Source organism: Yimella radicis (genome assembly GCF_054778255.1).
In genome coordinates, this window is the sequence record NZ_BAAGZR010000010.1 from 14,020 (window position 1) to 39,587 (window position 25,568).

Consider the following 25,568-nt stretch of genomic DNA (forward strand, 5'->3'; position numbering starts at 1 on the left):
AGAACCAATCGTGACGGTCTGGGCAGGTCGGTGATCTCGGGTGGAGCGCTCGCTCAGTCCTCGTCAAGGATGCGCGGCACCTCGAAGCGGCCGAGGTCGGACGCGGGCGCACCGGAGAGCGCCTCTTGCTGGGTCAGGCTCGGGCGCACCTCGTCGGGACGGGTGACATTGGTGAGCGGCAGCGGGTGCGACATCGGCGGGATGTCGTCGGCCGCGATGTCGTTCACCTGCCCGACGAACCCGACGATCTGTTCGAGTTGCCCGGCGAGCTTGTCGAGCTCGGCGTCGGACAACTGGATGCGGGCAAGCATGGCGACGTGCGCGACCTCGTCGCGGGACAGCGAAGGCATGGCATCAGTCTAGGGCGCTGTCTTCCGTGCTCAGGTCGGCCTCCGGGCTCCACCAAGGCGCATCACCAGTCGTGTGGCTCGAAGTCCTTCAAGAAAACGCCGTAAAGATCGGTGCCCCGCTCCCCTTGCACGATCGGGTCGTACACCCGAGCGGCACCGTCGACCAAGTCGAGCGGCGCATGCCAACCCTCACCGGCAATGCGCAATTTTTGGTCGTGCGGGCGCTCGTCGGTGATCCAACCGGTGTCGACGGCGGTCATCAGGATCTGGTCGGTCTGGAACATCTCCTGCGCACTGGTGCGGGTGAGCATGTTGAGCGCGGCCTTGGCCATGTTGGTGTGCGGGTGGCCAGCGCCCTTGTAGCGACGCCCGAACTGTCCTTCCATCGCGGAGACGTTGACGACATAGGCACGGCGCGCGCCCGCCTCCACCGCGGCCCGCATCGCCGGCCGAAGCCGCGACACGAGAATGAACGGTGCGACCGAATTGCACAGTTGAACCTCGAGCAGTTCCAGTGGGTCGACCTGGTCGACGGTGTCGGTCCACGAGTTGCTCGTGGCCAGATCGGGCAGCAGACCCCCGGCGTCGACCGCCGTGCCCGCGAGATAGGCCTCGAGGCTGGCGCTTCCGGCCGAGAGCACCCGTGCCGACTCCGCGGCGGCGAGCGCCGCAGCCTCGTGATGGGTGTCGTCGTTGCCGTGGTGCGCGACCGCGTCCGTGGCCAGGGAGCTGACCAGTTGCGCGGGGTGCGCCTGGCTCGTGCGGTCGAAGGTGATCTGTGTCGGAAGCCGCGAATCGTCTTGCAGCGGAAGGGTTTCGGCATTGACCAGGTGGGAGTAGGCGCCGGGGCTGCGCCGCACCGTCTGTGCTGCATTGTTGATCAGGATGTCGAGCGGGCCGGCGGCAGCGACTTCCTGCGCGAGCGCGGCGACCTGGGCCGGGTCGCGCAGGTCGATGCCGACGACGGTGAGCCGGTCGATCCAGTCGTCCGCGTCGGGCATCGCCCGAAACCGGCGGACGGCGTCCTTCGGGAACCGGGTGGTGATGGTCAGGTCGGCGCCGTCGCGCAACAGCATGAGCGCGATGTACATGCCGATCTTGGCCCGCCCCCCGGTCAGTAGGGCACGCTTGCCGCGAAGGTCGGTGTGGGGGTCGCGCTTGGCGTGCGACTTCGCCGCGCAGGCAGGACACAGCCAGTGGTAGAACGCGTCGACCTGCGTGTACTTCGAGTGACAGATGTAGCAACCCCGCGGGAAATTCAGTTGTCCTGCAACGCTTCCCGGCTGGTCGGCCTGCAGCAGGATGCCGTTCGTCTCGTCGTCGATGCGCATCGGTGACCCCGTTGCCGTCGCCGCGAGCACTTCCTCGTCGGCTGCTCGTAGCGGCGCCTGCCGTTCCTGCCGCGCGGCGGCACGTCGGGCCTTGCGCACCCGGTTGAACATCCGCTGCGAGGCGCGCTTGACCGCCTCGATGTCGGGGTGTCCCGCGGGCAGACCGGGCAGTTGCTCGAGCACCCGAAGCGCCGCGGCGAGGTCGTCGGGATCGATCCGCTGGGAACCGTCGACCCCCGATGCTGCGTCGTCGTCAGGAGAAATCACCACCGCAGCGTAGGCCCGATGCTCGATCGAGCCGACCTAGGCTCGGGTCGCACACAACGGATACCGACCCGCAACGAGAGAGGCATGCTCATGGGCCTGTTCGGCCGGAAGAAGAAGGACGACCATGCAGGGGCGCAGCAAGCGGATGCGGCGGACGCCGCTGGGGACCTTGACCACGACGGGAGTCACCGCGAGATCGACGACTACTGGGCTCAGATCGGCGACGTCGACGATGACGTCATCACCTACCTGATCAACCCGATGTTCCAAGGGGCGCCGGCCTGGCCCAACACCCGCCAGGCCTACCGCGTGGTGCGCACGCCGAACACGGTGATCATCGCCTCCGACGGTCTCGCCGACCGGTCCCCCGACGGCACCGGACCCGGATTCGGTTGCGAGGTCTACATCGAGTCGCCGGCCCTGGTGGGCGCGCAGTTCGAAGACCTTCGCGGCAGTTGGATGTTCGCCGCAATCGAGAACTTCGCCCAGAACGTCGCCAACATGCAGGGCATCAGCGGCCACCTGAGGCAGTACGGCGTCGCGTCGATGGAGTTGCCGCTCGACGGCACCGACATCCCCGACGCCCTGCTCACCGAGCACGGCACCGCGGGCGCACTCATCGGCATCCCTGCCGCCGGGCGCGCCGCTCAGGTGGCGACGGCCGACGGGCTGGTCGACATCGTGCCGCTGACGATCATCGGCGCCGACGAACTCTCCGTGGTGCTCGGGCAGGGTCAGGCCGGCCGCGACAGCATTGTGGCGGCACGCCAGCAGGACGGTCGCGGTCACGTGACGATCACATGAGTCGGCGCGCCAACGCTTCGCGGGTGGCCGGCGCGGCTGTCTCAGTCGGGCCGGCCGCCGCGTAGCGCGGTGATCACGACGTCGACCAGCGCCGTCCGCTCCAAACCCGCAACCTCGGCGATCGGGAACCACCGGGCTTCGTCGGTGCTGCCCCCCTCTTCGACGGTGCCGAGGGTGCCGCCGGTGATGCGGGCATGGTGCACGACGCGCACGGCCTTGAAGGGGCGCCCGCGCTCGCCCTCCTCGCGGAACCAGGTGTCGACCAGCAGCAACTCCCCCAGCTCGACCGCGAACCCGGTCTCCTCGGAGACCTCACGCACGATCGCCGTCGGGATGTCCTCATCGAACTCCACCCCGCCGCCCGGCATCGTCCAGGACGGCGCGAACCGGCCTTCCCCGTTCCAATAGCTCAGCAGTATCCGGTCGTTGTCGTCGACGACCGCGGCGTACGCCGCCAGCCGGGTGTCGTACTCGGTGAAGTGCATGGCGCCGGTCTACCAGACGTTGCCGACGCGCCTGCGGACCAGGTCGGCGCTCCCGGCCGGCGAACCCCACTGCGCGGTCAGGTGCCACAACTGCTTCATGGGCTGCACCTCGAAGCGACCCGTGCAGACGGCGTCGCCGATGATGCGGGCGTCGATCAGATCACGCTCGGCGATCTGCAGGCCGATGCGGACCGGCTCGCCGCCGCGATAGTCGATCTGGTGTTGCAGGACGTCGGTGTGCAGCACCCGGCCCTCGTGCCACTCGATCGGCAGGCCGAGGGCCTGTGCCCGCCTTTCGACGGGAGTTGCTCGGAAGCAGGGGTCGAGGACGAGCGCCTCGACATCCTGATCGAGCAGCACTCGCCCGTGCACCTGGGCTTCGACGTAACCGTCCAGCGGGTCGTACAGGACTTCCTGGTTGTTGTCGCCGGTCTGCATCGACTCCTCGTGATGGGTCACGGCGTCCCAGAGTCCGAATCGGCGCGCGGTGGCGAACCTCGCCGGCGACAGCGCAGAGTCCGGGAAGCAGAAGGTGGCCCGGTCGAGCATGTGTTCCTTCAACCGAAGATGGGCCGATCCGAATCGTGGCGCACCGCCGAGCGTCCGATACCGGTGGTTCAACGCGCCGTACTTCGGACGCTCTCCTGCCGGTGCTTCGTCGTAGGCGCCGCCGAACAGCGACTGCTCCCAACGCCACCGGTCGCCCCCGATGTGTGCGGTCAATCCGCCGTTGGACGTGCCTGTGACGAACTGGGAGCGGTACTCGCCGTCGGCGAGCATCGCTTCGAGGATCTCGACTCCGCCGAACCCGCGATCAGGGTGAAAGTTGAAGGTGATGCGGTGATGCCTCGCAAGGGGCTCCCCTGCACAGCGAGGGTCGACATGTGCGACTGCGTCGCGCGCCCACTGACTCTGCATGAATGCAGGCTAGAGAGAAGTCGGCGAGTCAGTCGCGGGCATCCGGCGCAGGAGGTCGGCGGTGATGTCGAGGTGGCCGCGGTGCTGGGCAAGCTCCTCGTAGATGTGCATCAGAACGCCGCCCTTCGTCGCCACCGCAGCCCGTTCGGGTGCGGTGTAGCCGTCGCGCTCCCCTGCTCTGAGCGCGGAGGCTTCACCGTCGAAGGCGGCCAGATCGCTGTGCAGTTGCGCGCGTTGCGAGCGCACGAGAGTGACCAGGTCGGCGACGGTGCCGGACGACGTGAACTCGGCGTCGCGGTCGCGACCGGTCGTGCGACCGGCCAGTTCCGTTGCGCCCCAGTGCTCGATCACGCCGCAGCAGTGCCGGACGAGCACGTACGGCGAGTTGGCCCCGGGCAGGTCGGGACGGACGTTGACCAAGTCGTCACCGAGTCCTTCGAGCGTGGCGCACATTCCGTCGAGAGCGAGGTCGATGTGACACAGGACGTCCTGCAGGCCGATCGCGTTGTCAGTCATCGGAATCAGCCGTCTGCGCAGGACCGTTCTCCAGAAGCTGTTTGAAACCGTCCTCGTCCAGAATCGGTACGCCCAGTTCTTCGGCCTTGGCCGCCTTCGAGCCGGCGTTGGCACCGATGACGACGAAGTCGGTCTTCTTGCTCACCGATCCCGCCGCCTTGCCGCCGCGCGCGATCACCGCCTCCCTCGCGCCGTCACGGGTGAAATCCTCCAGCGATCCGGTGACCACGACCGTGAGCCCTTCGAGCGTCCGCTCGATCGACTCGTCGCGCTCGTCGGCCATCCGCACCCCAGCTGCCGCCCAGCGGTCGACGATCTCGCGATGCCAGTCGCTGCCCTCGCCGTCGAACCACTCACGAACCGCTTCGGCGATGACAGGACCCACGCCCTCCGTCGACGACAGCGCTTCGACGTCCGCATCCCGGATCGCCTCGAGCGAACCGAACTCGGTCGCGAGCGCCCGCGCGGCAGTCGGCCCGACGTGCCGGATCGACAATGCGACCAGCACCCGCCACAGCGGCTGCTGCTTGGCCTTCTCCAACTCCTGGAACAGCTTGTCGGTCGTCGCTCGCGGCGCGGCCGGTTTCGCCTTCGTCGCCTTGGTGAAGAAGAACGGCTCCTTGGCTGCCGGCTGCTCGACCCCGGCCTTCTTGCGACGGCGCCACACCTGCACGTCGGCGAGGTCGTCGACCGACAGGTCGAACAGGCCTGCTTCGGACGACAGCACCGGCTTGCTGGGTTCGTCGGACGCGTCGTCGGGACGCCCGTGCTCCGGGTCGGTCAACGCGATCGCGGCCTCCCAACCCATCGCCTCGATGTCGAACGCACCACGCGACCCGAGGGAGAACATCCGCTCGCGCAGTTGGGACGGGCACATGCGGGAGTTGGGGCAGCGGATGTCCTTGTCGCCCTCCTTCTCGTACGCCAATGTCGTTCCGCACGAAGGACATTCGGTGGGCATCTCGAACTCGCGCTCCGACCCGTCGCGAAGGTCGACGACCGGGCCGAGGATCTCCGGGATGACGTCTCCGGCCTTGCGCAGCACGATCGTGTCGCCGATCAGCACGCCCTTGCGCTTCACCTCGAAGGCGTTGTGCAGCGTCGCCATCTCGACGGTCGACCCGGCGACCTTGACCGGCTCCATGACGCCGTACGGGGTCACCCGGCCGGTGCGACCCACATTCACCCGGATGTCGAGCAGCTTGGTGTTGACCTCCTCCGGCGGGTACTTGTAGGCGATCGCCCAGCGAGGAGCTCGGGAGGTGTTGCCGAGCGCGCGCTGCGCCGGCACCTCATCGACCTTCACGACGATGCCGTCGAGTTCGTGTTCGACATCGTGGCGGTGCTTGCCGTAGTACTCGACGAACTGCACGACCTCGTCCGGCGTCGCAACCACCTTCGAACGTTCGGTGACCGGCAGCCCCCAGGCTCGCAGCAGGTCGTACGCCTGACTCTGCCGCTCGATTGTGAAGCCTTCGCGATGGCCGATGCCGTGCACCAACATCTGCAGCGGCCGGGACGCGGTGACCTTCGGATTCTTCTGACGCAGGGAGCCCGCAGCGGTGTTGCGCGGGTTCGCGTAAGGCGGCTTGCCCTGCTCGACGAGGTCGGCGTTGAGCTGCTGGAACGCCTCCACCGGGAGGAACACCTCGCCACGCACCTCGACCACCTTCGGCATCGGCGCGTCACCGTTTTCCTTCAGCCGCAACGGGATTCCATCGATCGTGCGGGCGTTGAGCGTGACATCCTCACCCGTGGTGCCGTCGCCGCGGGTGGTCGCCCGGGTGAGCGCGCCGTCCTCGTAGAGCAGGTTGATCGCCAGGCCGTCGATCTTGAGTTCGCACAGGAAGTTGATATCGCCGCCGGCTTCGCGTTCGGCGCGCGCGAGCCATTCGCGAAGATCATCCTCGGAGAAGACGTTGTCGAGGCTGAGCATCCGCTCGAGATGCTTGACCGGGGCGAACTCGGTGCTGAACGTGCCGCCGACCCGCTGCGTGGGGCTGTCAGGCGAGCGCAAGACCGGGTGCTGTTCTTCCAGCGCTTCGATCCGCTGCAGCAGCCGGTCGTAGTCGGCGTCGCTGACGGTCGGTGCGTCCTTGACGTAGTAGGCGAACTGGTGGTCGTTGACCTGCTCGACCAGTTCGGTCCATTCGTGGCGGGCGGCCTCGGGTACGTCGGTCTCGTTCTGCACAGCCCAATCCTGCCTCAGGACCCCGACAGGCTCTCCGACTCCTCGCCGAGCCGTTCAGCTGCCTGCGCCAGTACCTTGAACAACGCCCGAACCGCCTCCGGGCTCGAGCCGGCGAGCCCGCAGGCGGGCGTGAGGACCGTCGTGCGCAGGTCAGCTCCGGTGAGCCCGACCGAGCGCCACGTGCGCACCAGCGGATCGCTGATCTGCTCGGGCCTGGTGACCGAACCGTCGGCGGGCACGGCACCCGCCCACAACCGACGTCCGGACTCGACCAGTTCGGCGACCCCGTCCCACTGCCTGGGCTTGACCAGGGACGTGTCCACGGCAAGATCGAGCCCGTGGACTCGGCGCAGCAACGGCACCGGGACTCCGGGCGCGCAGCAATGCAGCACCTGGGCGGCGGCGTCCTCGATCGAAGCGACGAGAGCCGACAGCCCGTCCACGACCACCGACTGGTCGACCGGACGCACCCTGCCGTAACCGGACGCGGTCGGCAGCGCCCCGGCCAGCACGGCAGGCAACGACGGCTCGTCCCACTGCAGGATCAACTGCGCGCCGGGGACCAGACGCCGAACCGTGGCGAGCGCGCTACGGACGCCCTCGGACAGGGATTCGCGCAGGTCCCGCGTGGCACCGCGGTCGGTGAGCACTCGTTCGCCGCGCGGCAACGACACCGAGGCGGCGAGCGTCCAGGGTCCGCTCCACTGCACTTTCAGGGGGCCCTCGTACCCGTCGAACGCCTCCGCCAACTCATCAAGGTCCTCGCGAAGAAAGGCCTGGGCGCGACGGGCGTCGAGACCGTTCGCATCGGTGAGTCGCCAGCCGGACGGTTGCAGATCGACACCGAGGCCGGCGAGTCGCGCCGCAGAACGTCCGATCATGTCGGCACCCGGGCCGCGTGCGGGAAGCTCCGGCAGGAACGGAATACCGTTGCCGTCGAACAGGTCTCGCACCACGCGGACCGTCTCCCGGACGTCGGTGCCCGGCATGCTGCCGATGGCGCTGAACGCCGGGGAAATGCTCACCCGCCCGAGGCTACTTCAGCGACGACAGTGGCTTGTTGCCGATGCCCTTCATCGTCTTGGTGACCTTCGTGCCGTCCGTCTGCACGAAGCAGGCCGTCAACTGTGTGCCCTTGGCCCACGGGTTCGGGCCGGAGCTGTTCTGCGAGATCACGATGTCGCCGCGGGTGGAGCCCAGGAAATCCTTACCCATCTGCCGACACTTGTCGAGGGCGGTCTTCTTCATCTTGTCCTCACCCGGGTACGGGCCGAACGGGGTGTTCTGGAACCCGCCGAACGACTCCGAGACGTGCGGCTGAGTGCACGGGACGATCTTGCCCGGATCGCCGCTCGCCTTGTCGGTGGTGCAGAAGGCGTACTTCGCCAGACCCTCCTTGGTGACGATCCCCTTCAGACTTCCCTGGACCGACTCGTATCCCGAATCGTCTGCGGTCGTCTTGGCCACCAGGCAGACGAACTGCTCGCCCGACTTCGGGTCGGCCGACGTGCCCACCTGGTCGGAGATGAGGATCGTGCCGAATGCCGGGCCACCGGTGTACTTCGGTGCCTCGCCCTGGCAGGTGTAGTTGCGCAACGCTGCCCTCTTGACCAGGTCACCGGTGTGCTCGGAGTTCGGCACCACTGCGGTGACCTCGAGCTTGTGCGGCTGTGAACAGTCGACCTTCTTCGGGTCACGACTCGACTCCAGGCAATCACCGGCGGCGAACGTGCGCGGTTCGGAGGTCGGCGAGGACGACGTGGGCGAGGACGAGGTGGGTGACGACGCCGTCGGCGACGCGGGCGACGACGGCGCCGTCGAGGTCGCAGAAGTCGGCGAACCACCGTTACCGCTCGTGCCGGGTCCCGTTCCGATCGTCGGTGCGTCCCCTCCGCCGCAGGCGGACAGGGTCAACATCGCGGCAGCAGCCACGCCCGCCATTGCATGAGTTCGCATACGCATCACTTCAGACTCCCCAGGGGCTTGTTGCCGATGCCCTTCATCGATTTGGTGACCTTGACACCGCCGACGGTTTCGACGAAGCAGGCGGTGATCGGTTGTCCACGCTTCCAACCGGAAGCCGGTGAACTGTTCTGCGAGGCGACGATGTCTCGTCGCTGGGCGCCCAGGTAACGCTGCGCGTACGGGCGGCACTGCTTGAGCATGTTCGCGTTGTGCTTGTCCAGGCCCGGGTAGGCGTCACCGAACTTGCCGGTGATGAATCCGCCGATCGACTCCGCGACGTGCGGTTGGGAGCACGGCACCATCTTCACCTTGTCGCCGCTCGGTGGCAGCGAGGTGCACAACTGATACTTCTCGAACCCGTCGGTCTTGACCGCGTTCTTGACCGATCTGGACACCTTCTCGATCCCGGTATCGGTCTCGTTGTAGAGCATCACGACACAGGCGATGCGCTCGGCAGACTTCGGATCCTTCGACGCCGAGATGCCTTGGCTCAGGAATCGCGTGCCGTATCCCGGACCTCCGGTGTACTTCGCCGCCTCGGTGAGGCAGGTGTAGCTGCGCAGGGCGTTCCGCTTCACCAGGTCGTTCGCGTACTCCTTGTTCGGCACGAGCGCACTGACCTCCATGTCGTGCGGCCGGGAACAGTCCACCTTCTCGTAGGTGCTGTACATCAAGCAATCGCCGACCGCTAGCTCGGCCGGCGCCGACGACGTCGAACTCGGCGTCGAACTCGGCGTCGAACTCGGCGTGGAACTCGGTGTCGAACTGCTCGATGACGACGAGGCGGGCGAGGCAGCTGTCGAGGTGCTGGACTCACTCGAAGTCGAGGGCGAGCCGGAGTTGGGCACGACGGTCGGCCCGCCGTCGTCACCACCACAACCGGCCAACAGCACAGCCGCGGTCACGGCCATGGTGAGAATCGACTTCCTCGGCATTGTCCTGCTCCCCCTCCGACGGATGTTCGCGCCAAGGGTACCGACGTACTCAACCGGTGTGCGGATCCCACATCGGCGGGATTACCTTGTCAGCGGGTCGATCTGCCCGTACGGGTGATCGTCGCCGACCCGACGACGCGTGTGCCTTCGTACAGCACGACGGACTGTCCGGGGGCCACACCACGGGTTCGTTCGTCCAACCGGACCACGATCTCATCCCCCTCGGCTCGCACTGTTGCTGCGAATTCCTCTCCGTGAGCGCGCAGTTGGGCACCGAGCCTGACCTCACCGATCGGTGCGGGGCCGGGCCAGCGGGTGTGGCTGCCATGGATCTCGTCGACGCCGAGAAGATCCTCGGTGCCGACGAACACGGTGTTGGACGACGGGTCGACCTGGGTGACATAGCGCTTGGCGCCGTCTGCTCGCGGCACCTTCAGGCCGAGCCCGCGACGCTGGCCCACCGTGTAGGCGAAAGCACCATCGTGCTCACCGACGACCTCGCCGGACTCGTCGACGATCGGTCCGGTCGCGGCGCCGAGGCGCGAGGTCAGCCAACCCTGGGTGTCACCGTCGGCGATGAAGCAGATGTCGTGGCTGTCCGGCTTCTTGGCCACGGAGAAGCCGCGCTCGGCCGCTTCCTTGCGGATGTCCGGCTTGGTGGTGTCGCCCAGCGGGAAGAAGGAGTGCGCGAGTTGGTCGGCGTCCAGAACCCCGAGCACATACGACTGGTCCTTGGCCATGTCGACCGCCCGGTGCAGTTCGCGTCCGTTCGGCCCGTCCACGATGCGCGCGTAGTGACCGGTTGCCACGGCGTCGAACCCGAGCGCGAGGGCCTTGTCGAGCAGGGCAGCGAACTTGATCCGCTCGTTGCACCGCAGGCAGGGGTTGGGTGTGCGACCGGCGCGGTACTCCGAGACGAAGTCCTCGACGACGTCCTCACGGAACCGGTCGGCCATGTCCCACACGTAGAACGGGATGCCGAGCTTGTCGGCCACCCTTCTTGCGTCGCCCGCGTCCTCGATCGTGCAGCAGCCACGAGCCGACTCCCGCAAGGTCGCAGCGGACTGTGACAGAGCGAGGTGGACGCCGACGACGTCATGGCCGGCATCGAGCATTCGCGCGGCACAGACCGCAGAGTCGACACCACCGCTCATCGCTGCGACGACCCGCATCAGCGCACCCGTCCGGAGTGGTGCGCACGTCGGGCGCGGTCGACGGCCGCCGGCAGTGACGCAAGGATCGCGTCGACGTCCGCGTCGGTGCTGGTGTGGCCGAACGTGAGCCGCAGCGCCCCACGGGCCTCGGCTTCCGGGAATCCCATCGCGAGCAGGACGTGGCTCGGCTGTGGAACACCCGCCTGACACGCCGACCCGGTCGAGCATTCGATGCCCGCAGCGTCCAGCAGATAGAGCAGCGAGTCGCCGTCGCAATCAGGTACGCGCAGGTGGACGTTGCCGGCAAGGCGTCGGTCGGTGTCGCCGGGCGCATACGGTCCGCTGACAGCGATGCCCAGGTCGAGCGACAGCGCGCCTTCGACCAGTCGATCGCGCAGGCCGGCGAGCCGCTTCGCCTCGACATCGAGTTCCGCGACCGCCGCGGTGAGGGCAACGGCGAGACCGCGGACATTCGCCACGTCGAGCGTGCCGGAACGCAATTGACGTTCCTGTCCCCCGCCGTGCGTCAATGGCGTGAGCTTGACGTCACGTCGCGCGAGCAAGGCACCGACGCCCTGAGGTGCGCCGAACTTATGGCCCGAGAGGCTGAGCATGTCGACGCCACTGGAAGCGAAATCGACCGGAACGTGCCCGACCGCCTGAACCGCGTCGGTATGGAATCGGACGCCGAATTCCCTTGCGACCGAGGCCAGCTCGGGAACGGGCGCGATGGCTCCCACCTCGTTGTTGACCCACATCGCCGACACCAGAGCCGTGGACTCCGCGTGCTGCTCGAGTAGGGCCCGTAGACCATCAGGACTGGGCACCGCTTCACGATCGACCTCCAACCAGACGACATCCGCTCCCCGATCGACGAGGAACTCGACCGGGTCGAGAAGGGCGTGATGCTCGGTGGTGCCGATGATCAACGTCGTGCGCTGCGGATCGGATTCGGTGGCATGCCAGAACGAACCCTTGACGGCGAGGTTGTTGCTCTCGGTGCCACCTGAGGTGAACACGACCTCGGACGGGGCAGCTCCCATGGCCTCCGCGATCTGTTCCCGGGCCTCCTCCACCACGCGACGGGCTGCCCGCCCGGCGGAGTGCAACGAGGAGGCGTTGCCGACCACACTGAGTTGGGCGGCCACCGCTTCGACGACCTCCGGGCGGACGTTCGTCGTCGCGGCGTGGTCGGCGTAGACGTTCTGGCTCACCCGCACGAGTTTACGTCCGATCCCGGGGTGGTCTGACTCCCGTGCACGCCCGCCCATTTGCAAGACTTGACGCACCCCCGACCGGAACAGCCGAGGAACATCCCCAATGACCGTCCGCCCCCGCCTGCTCGCGTTCAGCCTGACCACTGCCCTGACGATGTCCGCATGCACGTTCGGGTCGGACGATTCGAAGGAATCAGGGACCACCGACCAGGACTCAGTGCCTGCGGCCGCCTGTTCCTCGGGTGAGGCTCCGAGCCTCGGCGGCAAGACGTCGGCATTCGACGCTCCGGTCGCGGTCGAATCCAGCGGCGCCCTCCGCACGCAGGTCTCCGAGCCGGCGATGAGCACCACAGCGTCACCCGCCGACGGATACCGGATCGCTCAGATCAAGGTCAGCGCCCGCGTCCAGACCAACGGGGTGTTCGCCCTGCACCCCGAATCGTTCGTCCTGGCAGATCCTGACGGTCAGCGATGCGCCCAGCCGGCAACCAACCCGCTGCGTGGTGCCCTTCAGGTGAGCCAGGTCGATGAGTCGAAGGTGGTCTCGGGCGTCGTCGCGTTCATCGTCCCTGCGGAGGCCAACCTGTCCGACTACGCCGTCCACTACGTCGACAAACCGGGATCGCCCAGAGCGATCGCGTCCTGGTCCGGGAACGGATCCGCGCCGTCGCCTGCCCCCGTCAACACCTGCTCGACGAACCGGTCCGGCATCAAGCTCGCCGGTGCGAAGGATCAGGAGTTCTACAAGCCGTTCACCACCGGTGACGACCCGATCTCCTTGGCGATCACGCCAAGCACGCCCTGGAGCCGGGAGTTGAAACCCGGACCGAACCAGCCGAACGATGTACGTGGAGTCGTGGTGAGCCTCTACGTCGCCGCCAAGGGGTCGGTCGGCTACATCGAACGCAATCAGTTCCAGCTGATCGACGACAAGGGCAATCTCTGCCGCTACAACGAACTCGGCAGCGACGGCGAGAACCTCACCAGCGACCTCGTGGAGACGGACAAGCCGAAGCGCTACACCCTGGTCTTCTGGACGCCGAAGGGCTCCGAGGTGGCGGGCTGGAAACTGCTGTACATGCCTGAGCCGAGTGACCGGAAGGTCACCGCGACCTGGACGCTGAAACCGCGGGCGAGTGCGTCGAACTCACCTTCGTCGTCTGCCTCGTCTTCTGCCTCGTCGTCTGCCTCGGTGCCGTCGAGCAGCACTGCGACAGGCTGAGGCTCACCCCTTCTTCACCAGCTCGATCAGTCGATCCAACACTCTGCCGTCGGCGCGCAACCCGTCGTGCAGATATTCGTTCGTGATCCACGGATGCATCTGCGGCAGCAATTGCGCTGTGGCAGTTGAGTGTTCGCGCAGTACGTAGGGATCGTCGTAATAGATCGCAGCCGCGCAGGGGACGTCGGTGCGCGCCAATGCGTCGGCGTCGTACAGCTGCGGCCACTCATGGGCGGCGAGCAGGTCGGCCGCCTCCTTCAGTGGTCGCAGTCCGGACACCTCGTCCAACAGCCAGGGGAACGGGTGCTCGGCGGTCAGCATGGTGATGTCGTCCCGGTAGGACGACGGCATCACCCGTTCGCTCGACCAGCCGGTGACTCCCCCGTCGGCATAACAGGCCTCGTGCAACACGGTGTAGATGGGCGTCCAGGACGGGAACGGGAGCATGGCCGAAGCGACGGCCCCGAACATCGGTGATCGCGGGTCACGCTCGAGCAGGTAGTGCAGTTGCTCCGAGCCGTATGACATGCCGAGCCCGTTACCGATCTGCCGAAAACGCCTGGCCGACAACGATGTTCCGTCCGGCAGCTTCACCGCCCCGACGTCGCAGAGCTCGACGACCCGGCGCACTGCGTCACGGTCGCCGGGGAACCTGGCGTAATGACGTTCGACCAGTTCCGCGGTGCGCTCGTAGGTCGCGGCATAGACCTCGTCGACCGGCATGCCGACCGGCGGGATGCCCCCGGTGAAGAAGACCTCCCGCAGGCTATTCGGAAAACGGCTGAGGTAGTGCAGCGAGCAGAACCCACCGAACGACTGCCCCAGAAGGCTCCATTGCTCGACCAACAGGTGCTCGCGCAGCACCTCACAGTCGCGCACGATCGAGTCGGCACGGAAGTTGACCAAGTAGTCGGCCTGCTCCTGCGCGCTCATCCCTTCGAGGCCATCCACAGGAGTCGACAATCCGGTGCCGCGCTGGTCGAGCAGCAGCAGTCGGTAGTCACGGACCGCGCGTTCGACGAAACCTGGACCGACGGGGTCTGTGCTCGGCCGCGGACTCTCGCCACCCGGTCCTCCCTGAAGGAAGACGAGATAGGGCTTGTCGGCCGCGTCCGGTAGGGCAATCTCCCGGGCGAAAATCTCGATGGTGGCACCCGACTGGTCGTCGTGATCGAGCGGGACCTCGAGCCGGTGATTGGTGAGGATGAGTCCGCCGCGCCGTTCGATGTCGACCATGACGCGACCGTATCCGGCGTCGGGTGACGCGAAAACGCCCGCCCCGTTTCCGGGACGGGCGCTTCGACCTGCGCGTCAGTTCTTGGACTGCTTGACCGCTTCGGTGGCCTGCGGCAGCACCTGGAACAGGTCGCCGACGACGCCGAAGTCGACGAGTTCGAAGATCGGCGCTTCCTCGTCCTTGTTGACCGCGACGATCGTCTTCGAGGTCTGCATGCCCGCGCGGTGCTGAATCGCACCGGAGATGCCGGCAGCGACGTACAACTGCGGGCTGACCTGCTTACCGGTCTGACCCACCTGGTTGGAGTGCGGGTACCAACCGGCGTCGACCGCGGCGCGCGAGGCACCCACGGCAGCGCCGAGGGAGTCGGCGAACCCCTCGACCGGACCGAAGTCACCGCCGGTGCCACGACCACCGGAGACCACGATCGCGGCCTCGGTGAGTTCGGGACGACCCGACTTCTGCTTCGGCTGACGGTCGGTGATCTTCGCGCCCTTGGCGGCGTCGGACACCTGGACGTCGACGTTCACCACGGCCGCACCGGCCTGCGACGCGGTCGGCGGCAGGATGTTCGGCTTCACGGTGATGATCGGCAAGCCCTTGGTCACCTGCGACCTGGTGGTGTAGGAGCCGGCGAACACCGACTGTGTTGCGGTGACGGTGTCGCCGTCGACCTCAACAGCAGCCGCATCGGTGATCAGACCCGAACCGGTCTTGATCGCCAGTCGCGCGGCGGCTTCCTTGTTGTGCGGGGTCGAGGGCAGCAGCACAGCAGCCGGGGACGCCTGCTCGACGACGGCGGCGAGGGCCTCGGCGAGCGGTGCGACGAGGTAGTCCTGCACGTCGGCGTTGTCGATGACGTACACCTTCTCAGCGCCGAACTGAGCCAGACGCGGACGTGCGGCCTCGACGTTGCTGCCGACGAACACGGCCGACGGGGTGCCGATCTGACGTGCGATCGTCAGCAACTCCGCGGTGGTCTTCTTGACGGTGCCATCGGTGTGGTCGACCAGGACGAGAACTTCAGCCATGACGAATCTCCTTGTCTCGTGACTGATCAGACGAACTTCTGGGCGGACAGGAACTCGGCGAGCTTCTTGCCGCCATCACCTTCGTCGGTGACAACGGTGCCCTGCTCACGCGGTGGACGCTTGTCGGCGCCGACGACCTTTGTCCAGGAGTTCTCCAGGCCCACCTGTCCCGCGTCGACGCCGAGGTCGGCCAGCGACCATGTCTCGACGGGCTTCTTCTTGGCGGCCATGATGCCCTTGAACGAGGGGTAACGCGCCTCGTCCGTCTGGTCGGTGACGCCGACAACGGCGGGCAGCGATGCCTCGAGGTTCTCGGACGCGATGTCGCCGTCACGGCGGCCGGTGACCTTGCCGTCGGCGACCGACAGTTCGGACAGCTGGGTGACCTGGGGCAGGCCCAGTCGCTCGGCCAGCATCGCCGGGACCACGGCCATCACGCCGTCGGTCGAGGACACACCGGTCATCACGATGTCGGGCGAGCCGATCTTCTTGACGGCCTCGGCCAGCACCAGCGAGGTGGCGATTGCGTCCGAACCGGCGATCGCGTCGTCCAGCACGTGAACACCCTTGTGGGCGCCCATCTGCAGCGCCTTCTTCAGCGCCTCGGCGGCACCCTCGGGACCCACGGTGAGAGCGGTGACTTCACCTTCACCGGCCTCGACGATGCGCAACGCCTGCTCGACCGCGTATTCGTCGAGCTCCGAGAGCAGACCGTCGACGCCGTCGCGGTCGGTGGTGTTGTCGTCCTCGAACGTGCGGTCGCCCTGAGCGTCCGGCACGTACTTGACGCATACGACGATGTTCATGCGCGTCCTTCTGTCGTGTTGGGCGGTGCCGCAGACACGGGCAACCGCATGGGACTGGTTTCAGCCTAACCCCGTGTTACCCGCAGGTAACTATCGGGGTTGCGTCAGATCGTTCAGTTGTTGCGTACCCAGATGAGCAGCATGCCCACCAGCGTGAGAGCGACGATGATCCACGGCCCGAGCTTGTTGAGCAGCAGCGCCGAACCCTTCTGCGGCGCGCCGTGGACGACGTCGGCCTTGGCACCGAGCAGGGCATCCGCGATCGCGGCACCCAGGCACAGCAGCGCGCCGATCACGAAGATGACGACGGGCGACATGCCGATCAGCTTGTCGGTGTCCTTCTGCATCGCGGCCCAGCCCCACAGCGTGAGGAACATGCCGAGAAGTCCGAGCAGGGCCAAAGCGATTGCCTTGGTGCGCGATCGGGACGCGGCCTTGGTGTCGGGCAGGATCACGCTCTCGGCGTAGGCGCGCGGTTCACCGAACAGCGCGAGCGGCTCCTCGCCCGTGGCCTTGCACTTGTCGTCGATCGCCTCGAGGGCCGTGTTGACGACCGTTCCGGACGCTCCGCGCTCCGTCAGCTTCGCCACGAACGGCTCCTGCCAGTCGGAGGGGATGTTCCACTGCTTGATCGTCATTTGGGATTCCTTTCTCACCCGAACATGTCGAAGGGTAGTGCCGAACCTCGCCGTGCGGCGGGTGCGGCACCACCCTTCGTGGAGCCTTTGCTGCAGCTTCGCTGCGTCCGGCGTCACTCGCCGGTGAACTGCGCCTTGCCCGGACCGTTCTCGACGAACGAGTCCATGCCGATCTGCCGGTCCTTGGTCGCGAACAGACCGGCGAAGTGCGCGCTCTCGATGCGCAACGCGGTCTGCAGGTCGACCTCGAGGCCCTGGTCGATCGAAGCCTTGGCGGCGCGCAGTGCGATCGCCGGACCGTTCACGAACGGCTTCAGCTTGGCCTTGGCCGCACCGAGCACGTCACCGGGCTCGCAGAGTTCGTCGACGAGGCCGATCGCGAGCGCCTCCTGGGCGTCGATCATGCGGCCGGTGAAGACGAGGTCCTTGGCCTTGGCCGGACCGACCAGCCGGGTCAGACGCTGCGTCCCGCCCGCACCCGGGATCAGTCCGAGGAGGATCTCCGGCTGACCGAGCTTGGCGTCGTTCGTCGCAACCCGGAAGTCGCACGCCATGGACAGTTCACATCCTCCTCCGAGGGCGTAGCCGGCGATCGCCGCCACGGTCGGCACCGGGATGGCGGCGATCGACGCGAAGCAATCCTGCAGGCGTCCGGCCCGCTTGACCATGTCGGCGTACGAAGCCGTGCGCATCTCCTTGATGTCGGCGCCCGCCGCGAAGACCTTCTCGCCGCCGTACACCACGACACCACGGACCGAGTCGTCCTTGGTCAACGCGAGCGAGGCCGCCGCGAGACCTTCCTGGATCTCCTCGTTCAGGGCGTTCATCTTCGGGCGGTCGATACGCAACACCGCGATGCCGCCGTCGACCTGCGTGGAGACGAACTCCCCGTACGCGGTCATCAGGCCTGACCGTTCAGGCCGTCGCCCTCGCCGCCGGTCGCCGCGTGCGGACCATCGCTGGTGGCGGCCTGGTGCCACATCTGCACCGCGTGAACCACCATCTGGGTGGTCGACTGCAGCAACATCGGCAGGTCGGACTCGGGAGTGATGAGGTGCTCGCCGGTGACGACGAGGTTGCCGTTGGCGATGCCGGCCTTGATGATGTTCAGGCTCAGCGTGATGTCGTTCGCCGCGAGCAGACGCTTGTTGAGGTCGGCCGGGACGTCGTCGCCGATCTGCCACTGGCCGAAGACGCGGATCATGGCCGGCTCGCCGTCGATCGCGCGCACGAACAGCTGCTGCTCGGGGGTGCCCTCAGGGGCGTCCTCGCCTGCGGGCAGGAGGTAGCTGACGTCGCCGTCCTCGTCGACCTCGGGGTTGAGGCCGACCGAGCGCAGTGCCTCGACGACGCGGTCACGCGCGGGCGACTCGTCGTTCGGGCCGGCGAACATGGGCTGACCCTCCTGAGCCTGGGGCTCGGACGGGTTGCCGTTCTGGTTTCCGGACGTCGGGAAGTTCGGCAGTGCTGTGGGATCAGTCATGGTCGCCACGGTAGTCGACCGTAGGCTTTCCCTCATGCCCACCCGACCGGTCGCTTCAGTCCCACGTTCACTCGATGCACCAGCAGCCCCGGGGGTCACTCTCACAGCCGACGGCGCCGAGTTCGCCGTCGTGGCGGACCGCGCTTGGCAGGTCGATCTGTGTCTTTTCGACGAGTCGGGCACCGAGTCACGCGTGCCGCTCACCCGGCACCGCGGCGGCGTCTGGTGCGGCGCAGTGGCCGGGGTCGGGCCTGGGACGCGTTACGCGTACCGGGCGGAGGGTCCGTGGCGACCCGAGGAGGGTCTGCGCTACAACCCCTCGAAGTTGTTGCTCGACCCGTACGGCCGCGCGGTCGACGGAGAAGTCCGTTGGAACCCGACCGTTTTCGGGCACGAAGTGGACGCGGCGTTCAGCGGCGACGGATCAGTGCGGGACGACCGCGACAGCGCACCGGACATGCCGCGCAATGTGATCGTGGACGACCACTTCGACTGGGACGGCGACTCTCAGTTGTTCACGCCGTGGGATCGCACGGTGATCTACGAAGCACACGTGCGCGGCTTGACGATGCTGAATCCTGATGTGCCGCAGGAACTTCGGGGCACCTACGCGGGAGTCGCGCACCCGGCGACGATCAACCATCTGCAGCGGCTGGGCGTGACCGCGATCGAGCTGTTGCCGATCCACGCCTCAACCAGCGAGCCGCACCTGGTCAAACTCGGGCTGTCGAACTATTGGGGTTACAACACGCTCGGGTTCTTCGCCCCGCACGCCGGGTACGCGTGCGCGTCCGATCCGCAGGGTGCGATCGATGAGTTCAAGGGCATGGTCAAACTGCTGCACCGCGCGGGTATCGAGGTGATCCTCGACGTCGTCTACAACCACACCGCCGAGCAGGGAGCTTCGACCGGAGCCACCCTCTCGTGGCGTGGTCTCGACCAGTCGAACTATTACCGTCTCGATTCGCGTGGTCACGACGTCGACGTCACCGGGTGCGGCAACACGATCGACACGACGCACGAGACGCCGCTGCGGATGGTGCTGGACTCGCTGCGTTATTGGGTCACCGAAATGCATGTCGACGGGTTCCGATTCGATCTCGCGGTCGCGCTCGGGCGTGAGCGGGACGACTCCTTCCACCCCGACCACCCGTTCCTGATGGCCATGCGCACCGACCCGGTGCTCAGCCGGGTGAAGCTGATCGCCGAGCCATGGGACATCGGTTCGCACGGCTGGCGCACGGGTCAGTTCCCGCACCCGATGGCCGACTGGAACGACAAATTCCGGGACGCGGTCCGCACCTTCTGGCTGCGTGACCTCGCTGCTGATGCCGCGGGCCACCCCGGGCACGGCGTCGCTGAACTCGCCATGCGCATCGGCGGTTCGCAGGACACCTTCGGCTCCCGCTCCCCCATCGCATCGGTCAACTACGTGACCGCTCACGACGGCTTCCCACTCGCTGACCTGACGGCGTACAACTCCAAGCACAACGGCGCGAACGGCGAGGGCAACCGCGACGGTTCGGAACACAACCTGTCGTGGAACTTCGGTGTGGAGGGGCATGCGGCCGCGAACGAGGAGACCGAGACGCTGCGCCGACGGGTCGTCCGCAACATGCTCGGAACGCTGCTGTTGAGTGCGGGAGTGCCGATGCTGCTCGGCGGCGACGAGTTCGGACGCGGGCAGGGCGGCAACAACAACGCCTACTGCCAGGACAACGAGATCAGTTGGTTCGACTGGGGATTCGAGCCCTGGCAGCGCGATCTGATCGACACGACCGCCTATCTGACCTCCCTGCGTGCCGCGCACCCGGTGCTGCGTCAACGTGAGTTCCTGCCCGACCACGACACCGGCTCGTCGCCGGTGCTGCGGTGGTTCGATCAGGACGGCGCCGCGATGACCTCGGATGCCTGGGCAGACGGATCGACGCGGACAGTGCAGGCACTCTTCGACGGCGACAACATCGGTGACGACAACCTGCTGCTGGTGCTGCACGGCAGCTGCGACCACGCCACCATCTCGCTACCGTCGAGCTCGAGTGGGCACGCATGGGAACTGCTGTGGGACAGCGCGATCGACAACCCGGCGGACATCCCGTCGACGACGATCGAGCACAGCGCCGGCTACCCGGTGCGCGCTGCGTCCTTGGCGATCTTCAAGGCGCCCTCCCGCTGAGCAGCACCCTGCGGACGGCCTACTGATTCACCACACGCCGGTCGAGTAGGTGCGAGCCCCCAGGGCGAGCGCCGCGATCGAGACCACGTGAGATTCACGCGAACCCGGGCGGACGGCCTAGTTGTTCACCAACTGATTCTTCGTCGTCACGACTTGGATCTGCGAACTCGGTCCGGCCACGGTCACCGATCCCGGGATGTCCGCCCACTCGCCGCCGTCGACCGAGTACTGGCCGCCGTAGGTCGTCGAGACACTGGTCACGTAGGTGCCTGACTTGTCGTATGCATGCTTGATGTCGCCGTCCGGGTACACACCGCCACCGGACTGCGTCGGACCACTCGAGCCGCCGTCGCCGTAGCTGAACACGTTGTGCTTGAACGTCGGCTTGATCCGCACCTGATGGCCGAGCAGGTTCACGGTGTTGATCTCGTTCGGCTGGAATCCCGTTGCTGGATAGGCCAACTGGAAGAACGTCGGCAACGTCACGAGCGTCTTCCCACCGATCGGCTGCATCGAGACGGTCGGCTTCGCGAACTGGGTGCGCTCCCACTGGCTGCGAATCATCGCCAACGTCAAGCGCGGACGTTGCACCGCATTCGGGACCGCCGTCGGGAAGCACGTCGTGCCGACGTTCTCCCACACGTTCGAGCGAGCTGCGTCGGGGGTCAACAGTTTGCGGTAGATCCGCGTGTAGGGCCCTTCGACGTTTGCGCCCTGGCAGGTCTCGTACGCCACTGTGCACCCGATCTCGGTCTGACCGACCGGGCTGTTGTTCCCGCAGGCAAGGAGCGTGACGTACTGGTACGGCACTTCCTTGGTGACCTTTTTGCCTGCCTCGACGAACGTGGCCCTACCCTTGGGCGGCAGGGCAGATGTTGCCGCTCGTGACAGGCCGACGTACTTTCCACCTCCGTCCGTCTTGGAACAGACCAGAGCATCGCACCAGTCGCCTCCGCTAGTCGCCGGTGTCGTCGGGGCCGCTATTGGACGAACCGGCGGAGGGGAGCCGGGGTCGGCCTCTGCCGCGCAGGTCGCCGACGTACATACCAGGACGAGGAGAGCAAAGACCAGTTTCATGCTGCTGCGTGCTTAAGTTCAGCAACGCGCCATCCGGAAGCCCACCGCAATTCGAGAACGGCCTGGGCTCGACCTTCGTCCTCAGACTCGTGGAGGACTGTGCCTGTCCCATTGACAATCTGGGTAGCTGGTTGCCCTACGACGACGCCCACGACTGTCTGTGGACCCGGCAGCTTCGCCGCATCGCCAATAACGAATTGCGGGCCTGAGAACGTAGCTTTCTCGGCGATCAGCTTGCTAACGGTCCGCTGCTGGTTCTTACACGTCTTACAGCTCGGCGTAGCTAGTGGTTCCAGGATGCCGGCGTTAGGCCTTTGACCGACTTTGTTGACCGTTTCGAGGTAGTGCTTCGCGAACGCAATCGCGCCGGCGTCCGTCTTGTGCTTCGCAGCTTCAGGCACACCGGGCGCGCCGGCGTAGGTCGCGTTGCTGGTCTGACTGGTGGGCGTCGCCGATGTCGACGTGGTCTTCGAGGTCGTCGGCGACGCGGCGGAGGTGGTCGTCGACGACGGCGGGCTGGACTCCGCCTCCGGGGATCCACCCCCACAGCCGACCATCAGTCCGCACGCAGCAGACGCCGCAACAAGGGGCGCAACGGTGCGCATGAATCGAGCCGTCATCAGAACCTCCAGAAGCAAGAACAGCCCTTGCATCGTGCGGCCTCCTGCCCTGGGACGGAAGATTTCCACAGGTAAGAACTTGGCAAAGTTCTTACCTGTGCGCCCGACGTAAACCGGCCGACGGAGGTTGTCGGTGGTCCCGCCTAGAGTTTCTTCATGGGCATCAGCTACGAGTTCTACGAACCGGAGTCTCCGGTGGAATTCGTTCTGCTGGAATCGATCTCGGCACGCAAGCAGCGTTTGTTGAAGCAACTGGTCGATGCATTGGGGTCGCCGTCGGAGGTCCTGGAGTTCGCGGTTCAGATGTCGCGGGCCGCGTTCCACGGACTGCACGCAGACGCCGTCCACAACGCCGGCGACATCGTCACTGCCCGACCCGTCGACGTCGATGACCATCGCATGCTCGAGAAAGCAGTGACCGGTTCCACGCAGTTGGCATCGATCTCCCAAGCCGTTCAAGCCATGGCCATGGCCAGGTACGCAGCGATCGACGAGGAGTTGGTCGACTCCGACACCGGTGTCACCGCCAAGGTCGAACACCCGCTCGGACACCAAGCACCGTTCGCCGACACCGACCTGGCGGCTGCCTGTCAGATGGCACCCCGCACTGCCTCGAGCAAGATGAGCAACTCCATCGATGCATGCACCAAAACTCCCGGGTTGCTGGCTGCTGCGGTGGAAGGGGAGATCCCGTACTGGAAAGTCAGCCTCGTTGCCTCGGAGTTGGTGAGCGCCTCACCCGAAACCTCTCACCGGGTCGAGCAGCACCTGCTCGACGCGAAAGGCTTCGACACCTGGGGTTACCTGAAGGTGAAGAGCGCCGCACGGGCACTGGTGACCCAGTGGGAAGAGGAAGCCGCGAAGAAGGCGCGGGTCAAAGAAGCCAAGGACGCCACCGGTGTCTGGGTGCGCCCCTCCGACATTGCCGGGATGGCCGAGCTGTGCGCCATCGGGCCGGCCGACCAGATCGCCCGCATCTACGGAGCCGTGGACCAACTGGCTGATCAACGCTCGAAGAACCCGCCCGCAAGTGAGGGCAGCGAGACCGGTGAGTCGAAGCCGACGCTCGGACAACTGCGCCTGGGCGCGTTGCACGACCTCGTCACACAAGGTGCTGACGTCAGCTACCAGGTCGTCATCCAGGTCCCTGTCATACGCGAGGAACGCGAGGAACGCGAGGAACAGGCTGCGACGGCCACCCAACGTGCCACCGACGACGCGGAACACGAGCCCGAGGCGTCCCCGGACGACGGATCACCACCACCCGGACAGTCCGCCACGTCCCCACGCGGCCCGAACACCACCGACCAGCCCACCAACACCCCCAGCGCTTCCAGTGCTTCCGGCGCTTCCGGCGCTTCAGGTCCCGAATCCGGCTCAACAGCAAGGAAATCGGACCACTGCTACACCACGGGGTGGGCACGCATCGCCGGGATCGGGTTCATCCGGCCCGAAGTGCTCGAGGCGTTGATCGAGCAGTTCGGTTGCCGCCTGACCCGGGCACTGGTCGACGCCGACACCGGAGTCACGTGTGAAACCTCGACGACCGCGTACGAACCTACGCCGCGGATGAGGGAGTTCGTGCAACAACGCGACCACACCTGCCGGTTCCCCATGTGCACAAGGGCCGCCATCAGGTGCGACATCGACCATGTCGTCGAATGGCCCCAGGGGCCGACTGCCGGGCACAACCTCGCCGCACTCTGTCGCCACCACCACGACGCAAAAACCAAGAAGCACTGGGACTACGAGATGAGCGACGACGGAGTCTGTACCTGGACCTCCCGCACCGGCCGCACCTACATCACCTACCCCGACTCCGTGCACGACGCTTCCTGAATCAGCCCCGTATGGTCAGGAATCCGTTCACGGTCACCGGGTTTCGGCACATGCGCCCTCCTTCGTCGGGCGCATGGCTCAACCAGCGGCGAAGCGACAGCCCAGCACAAGCCTCCGTCGGGCGCATGGCTCAACCAACCGTGAAGCGACAGCCCAGCACAAGCCATCGTCGGGCGCATGGCTCAACCAGCGATTCGCGACAACTCAGCACAAGCCATCGTCGGGCGCATAGCTCAACCAGCCGTGAAGCGACAGCTCAGCACAAACCTCCGTCGGACACCTGGCTCAACCAGCCGTGAAGCGACGGGTCTGTACAAGGCCTAGTACGCCATGACTCAACCAGCGGTTCAACGACAACTCAGCGCAGGCCTTCGTCATGCTCCAGGCTCAACCGGGCGGTTCGAGAACGGCTCAAACTGAGCGCGACCCGCCGGCCGAGCGTGTGGAGGAGCGCGTGGAGGAACGCAGCCAGAGCAGGCCGAGGATGGGGAGGATCAGTGGAACGTAGCCGTAACCCTGTCCGAAATGTGACCACACGGTCTTGTCATGGAAGCGGTCCGCGTCCAGGTAGCTCCACGTACCGACGGCGAGCACACCCAACAACTCGAACCCGATCGTCGCCAGCGCGAGACGCAACCGGTCGCCCATCGCCAGCGCGACAGTCGCAATTACGTAGACGACTGCCGCGAGCGCCGACAGCAGATAAGGAAGCGGCGGGTCGGGCCAATTCTGGGCCACCTGCATGATCGAGCGCCCCGTGGCTGCCAGCGCGAAGACGCCGTAGACGGCGACGAGGATGCGTCCCGGGCCGGCGTTCGTGCGACTACGCGGCATAGCCGCCCCACAACTGAACGAGCCGCACGGTCATGACCAGCAACCCGGTCGCTGCAACCACGAGAACGCCAGTGCCCCAACGGGTTTCACGATCAGCGAAGGCCCAGAACCCGGCGATCGGAGTGGCGATGACCATCCCGATCAGATAGGCGGCGAACACACCCTTGTTCATCTGCGCATCGGCCTCGTTCCAGGTGACCAACCCGAGCACGAGCGCGAGGATCATCAGCACCTCGACCGCGCACAGCAGATAGAACAGTGCGTTGTCGATCGCACGTCCGCGAGCGGTCAGGAAGGCGCCGTACCCGGCGAGCGCGAGTAGCGCAGCGCCGAGCAGGTAGCTGAGGGGCAGGAACACCGAGCCATCGTACGAACACCGCGGTAACGCGCCGAATCCGCCGATGTCCGCGAGACGAGAATCACCTGCCGACGCACGGTTTCGGGCTGTGGGAAGTTCAGTCGCCGTCGCTAT

The 25,568-nt window shown here is 66.5% G+C and carries 27 protein-coding genes; 6 read left to right on the plus strand and 21 right to left on the minus strand.

Annotated features, from left to right (window positions below):
• Positions 1 to 53 precede the first annotated feature (53 nt).
• Together gatC and ACYU8W_RS09535 are read right to left on the minus strand one after the other, a co-directional pair.
• Positions 54 to 350 carry an Asp-tRNA(Asn)/Glu-tRNA(Gln) amidotransferase subunit GatC gene (gatC, locus tag ACYU8W_RS09530; RefSeq protein ID WP_129624839.1) on the minus strand — a complete coding sequence of 99 codons (297 nt, stop codon included), beginning with the start codon at positions 348 to 350 and terminating at the stop codon, positions 54 to 56.
• Between the two features lie 62 nt (positions 351 to 412).
• Entirely contained in the window at positions 413 to 1,945 is a 1,533-nt protein-coding gene (locus tag ACYU8W_RS09535) for an SDR family NAD(P)-dependent oxidoreductase (RefSeq protein ID WP_499469083.1), read from the minus strand.
• Between the two features lie 87 nt (positions 1,946 to 2,032).
• On the opposite strand from ACYU8W_RS09535, the gene ACYU8W_RS09540 reads away from it, so the two are divergent.
• Positions 2,033 to 2,752: a hypothetical protein gene (locus tag ACYU8W_RS09540; protein WP_499468600.1), complete on the plus strand. Its 720-nt coding sequence runs from the start codon at positions 2,033 to 2,035 to the stop codon at positions 2,750 to 2,752.
• A gap of 41 nt (positions 2,753 to 2,793) precedes the next feature.
• On the opposite strand, the gene ACYU8W_RS09545 is transcribed toward ACYU8W_RS09540, so the two are convergent.
• The 6 genes from ACYU8W_RS09545 to ACYU8W_RS09570 are packed head-to-tail and all read right to left on the minus strand — an operon-like array spanning position 2,794 to position 8,572.
• Positions 2,794 to 3,237 (minus strand): NUDIX hydrolase, encoded by a 444-nt coding sequence (locus ACYU8W_RS09545; RefSeq protein WP_499468601.1) that lies wholly within the window; start codon positions 3,235 to 3,237, stop codon positions 2,794 to 2,796.
• A gap of 9 nt (positions 3,238 to 3,246) precedes the next feature.
• Positions 3,247 to 4,155, minus strand: a complete 909-nt coding sequence (locus tag ACYU8W_RS09550) for a DUF3626 domain-containing protein (protein WP_499468603.1) — start codon at positions 4,153 to 4,155, stop codon at positions 3,247 to 3,249.
• A gap of 9 nt (positions 4,156 to 4,164) precedes the next feature.
• A complete protein-coding gene (locus tag ACYU8W_RS09555) occupies positions 4,165 to 4,671 on the minus strand; it encodes a mycothiol transferase (RefSeq protein WP_499468605.1) in 507 nt (168 codons plus the stop codon).
• Entirely contained in the window at positions 4,664 to 6,862 is a 2,199-nt protein-coding gene (ligA, locus tag ACYU8W_RS09560) for an NAD-dependent DNA ligase LigA (RefSeq protein ID WP_499468607.1), read from the minus strand. Before ligA ends, ACYU8W_RS09555 begins: the two co-directional genes overlap by 8 nt.
• Positions 6,863 to 6,876: 14 nt before the next feature.
• Positions 6,877 to 7,887 (minus strand): uroporphyrinogen decarboxylase/cobalamine-independent methonine synthase family protein, encoded by a 1,011-nt coding sequence (locus ACYU8W_RS09565; protein WP_499468608.1) that lies wholly within the window; start codon positions 7,885 to 7,887, stop codon positions 6,877 to 6,879.
• Positions 7,888 to 7,897: 10 nt separating this feature from the next.
• Complete coding sequence (locus ACYU8W_RS09570; RefSeq protein WP_240795937.1) at positions 7,898 to 8,572, minus strand: septum formation family protein; 675 nt, start codon at positions 8,570 to 8,572, stop codon at positions 7,898 to 7,900.
• Here ACYU8W_RS09570 and ACYU8W_RS09575 point away from each other — a divergent pair.
• Entirely contained in the window at positions 8,511 to 8,810 is a 300-nt protein-coding gene (locus ACYU8W_RS09575; RefSeq protein WP_499469101.1) for a hypothetical protein, read from the plus strand. The two genes, ACYU8W_RS09570 and ACYU8W_RS09575, sit on opposite strands and share 62 nt — an antisense overlap.
• Positions 8,811 to 8,823: 13 nt before the next feature.
• Here ACYU8W_RS09575 and ACYU8W_RS09580 read toward each other — a convergent pair whose 3' ends face one another.
• Complete coding sequence (locus ACYU8W_RS09580) at positions 8,824 to 9,498, minus strand: septum formation family protein (protein WP_129624832.1); 675 nt, start codon at positions 9,496 to 9,498, stop codon at positions 8,824 to 8,826.
• Between ACYU8W_RS09580 and ACYU8W_RS09585 the strand changes: the two genes are divergently transcribed.
• Entirely contained in the window at positions 9,488 to 9,880 is a 393-nt protein-coding gene (locus ACYU8W_RS09585) for a hypothetical protein (RefSeq protein ID WP_499468610.1), read from the plus strand. The two genes, ACYU8W_RS09580 and ACYU8W_RS09585, sit on opposite strands and share 11 nt — an antisense overlap.
• Here ACYU8W_RS09585 and mnmA read toward each other — a convergent pair.
• Both mnmA and ACYU8W_RS09595 read right to left on the minus strand, forming a co-directional pair.
• On the minus strand, positions 9,852 to 10,934 hold the full coding sequence (gene mnmA / locus ACYU8W_RS09590) for a tRNA 2-thiouridine(34) synthase MnmA (protein ID WP_129624831.1): 1,083 nt from the start codon (positions 10,932 to 10,934) through the stop codon (positions 9,852 to 9,854). The genes ACYU8W_RS09585 and mnmA overlap by 29 nt on opposite strands.
• Positions 10,934 to 12,136 carry a cysteine desulfurase family protein gene (locus ACYU8W_RS09595; RefSeq protein ID WP_370447344.1) on the minus strand — a complete coding sequence of 401 codons (1,203 nt, stop codon included), beginning with the start codon at positions 12,134 to 12,136 and terminating at the stop codon, positions 10,934 to 10,936. Before ACYU8W_RS09595 ends, mnmA begins: the two co-directional genes overlap by 1 nt.
• Positions 12,137 to 12,236: 100 nt before the next feature.
• On the opposite strand from ACYU8W_RS09595, the gene ACYU8W_RS09600 reads away from it, so the two are divergent.
• Positions 12,237 to 13,355: a hypothetical protein gene (locus ACYU8W_RS09600; protein WP_499468612.1), complete on the plus strand. Its 1,119-nt coding sequence runs from the start codon at positions 12,237 to 12,239 to the stop codon at positions 13,353 to 13,355.
• 3 nt (positions 13,356 to 13,358) lie between these two features.
• On the opposite strand, the gene ACYU8W_RS09605 is transcribed toward ACYU8W_RS09600, so the two are convergent.
• From ACYU8W_RS09605 to ACYU8W_RS09630, 6 genes are all read right to left on the minus strand, one after another.
• Positions 13,359 to 14,591, minus strand: a complete 1,233-nt coding sequence (locus tag ACYU8W_RS09605) for an alpha/beta fold hydrolase (RefSeq protein ID WP_499468613.1) — start codon at positions 14,589 to 14,591, stop codon at positions 13,359 to 13,361.
• 75 nt (positions 14,592 to 14,666) lie between these two features.
• A complete protein-coding gene (locus tag ACYU8W_RS09610) occupies positions 14,667 to 15,623 on the minus strand; it encodes an electron transfer flavoprotein subunit alpha/FixB family protein (RefSeq protein ID WP_129624827.1) in 957 nt (318 codons plus the stop codon).
• Positions 15,624 to 15,649: 26 nt separating this feature from the next.
• The gene (locus ACYU8W_RS09615; protein WP_129624826.1) at positions 15,650 to 16,429 is read right to left on the minus strand and encodes an electron transfer flavoprotein subunit beta/FixA family protein; all 780 of its coding nucleotides are present in this window, start codon (positions 16,427 to 16,429) and stop codon (positions 15,650 to 15,652) included.
• A gap of 113 nt (positions 16,430 to 16,542) precedes the next feature.
• Complete coding sequence (locus ACYU8W_RS09620) at positions 16,543 to 17,067, minus strand: hypothetical protein (protein ID WP_129624825.1); 525 nt, start codon at positions 17,065 to 17,067, stop codon at positions 16,543 to 16,545.
• Between the two features lie 113 nt (positions 17,068 to 17,180).
• Entirely contained in the window at positions 17,181 to 17,969 is a 789-nt protein-coding gene (locus tag ACYU8W_RS09625) for an enoyl-CoA hydratase/isomerase family protein (protein ID WP_499468616.1), read from the minus strand.
• Positions 17,969 to 18,550 (minus strand): hypothetical protein, encoded by a 582-nt coding sequence (locus ACYU8W_RS09630; RefSeq protein WP_499468618.1) that lies wholly within the window; start codon positions 18,548 to 18,550, stop codon positions 17,969 to 17,971. The genes ACYU8W_RS09625 and ACYU8W_RS09630 overlap by 1 nt, the downstream gene beginning before the upstream one ends.
• Before the next feature lie 34 nt (positions 18,551 to 18,584).
• Here ACYU8W_RS09630 and glgX point away from each other — a divergent pair, with 34 nt between their 5' ends.
• Complete coding sequence (glgX, locus tag ACYU8W_RS09635; RefSeq protein WP_499468620.1) at positions 18,585 to 20,726, plus strand: glycogen debranching protein GlgX; 2,142 nt, start codon at positions 18,585 to 18,587, stop codon at positions 20,724 to 20,726.
• Between the two features lie 117 nt (positions 20,727 to 20,843).
• Here the strand turns inward: glgX and ACYU8W_RS09640 are convergent, their stop codons facing one another.
• Both ACYU8W_RS09640 and ACYU8W_RS09645 read right to left on the minus strand, forming a co-directional pair.
• Positions 20,844 to 21,803, minus strand: a complete 960-nt coding sequence (locus tag ACYU8W_RS09640) for a hypothetical protein (RefSeq protein WP_499468622.1) — start codon at positions 21,801 to 21,803, stop codon at positions 20,844 to 20,846.
• Positions 21,800 to 22,456, minus strand: a complete 657-nt coding sequence (locus ACYU8W_RS09645) for a DUF6318 family protein (RefSeq protein ID WP_499468624.1) — start codon at positions 22,454 to 22,456, stop codon at positions 21,800 to 21,802. The genes ACYU8W_RS09640 and ACYU8W_RS09645 overlap by 4 nt, the downstream gene beginning before the upstream one ends.
• A 123-nt stretch (positions 22,457 to 22,579) precedes the next feature.
• Here ACYU8W_RS09645 and ACYU8W_RS09650 point away from each other — a divergent pair, with 123 nt between their 5' ends.
• Complete coding sequence (locus ACYU8W_RS09650; RefSeq protein ID WP_499468625.1) at positions 22,580 to 24,262, plus strand: HNH endonuclease signature motif containing protein; 1,683 nt, start codon at positions 22,580 to 22,582, stop codon at positions 24,260 to 24,262.
• 411 nt (positions 24,263 to 24,673) lie between these two features.
• On the opposite strand, the gene ACYU8W_RS09655 is transcribed toward ACYU8W_RS09650, so the two are convergent.
• Positions 24,674 to 25,096 carry a hypothetical protein gene (locus ACYU8W_RS09655; protein WP_499468627.1) on the minus strand — a complete coding sequence of 141 codons (423 nt, stop codon included), beginning with the start codon at positions 25,094 to 25,096 and terminating at the stop codon, positions 24,674 to 24,676.
• Positions 25,086 to 25,454: a hypothetical protein gene (locus tag ACYU8W_RS09660; RefSeq protein WP_129624815.1), complete on the minus strand. Its 369-nt coding sequence runs from the start codon at positions 25,452 to 25,454 to the stop codon at positions 25,086 to 25,088. Before ACYU8W_RS09660 ends, ACYU8W_RS09655 begins: the two co-directional genes overlap by 11 nt.
• Positions 25,455 to 25,568 lie beyond the last annotated feature (114 nt).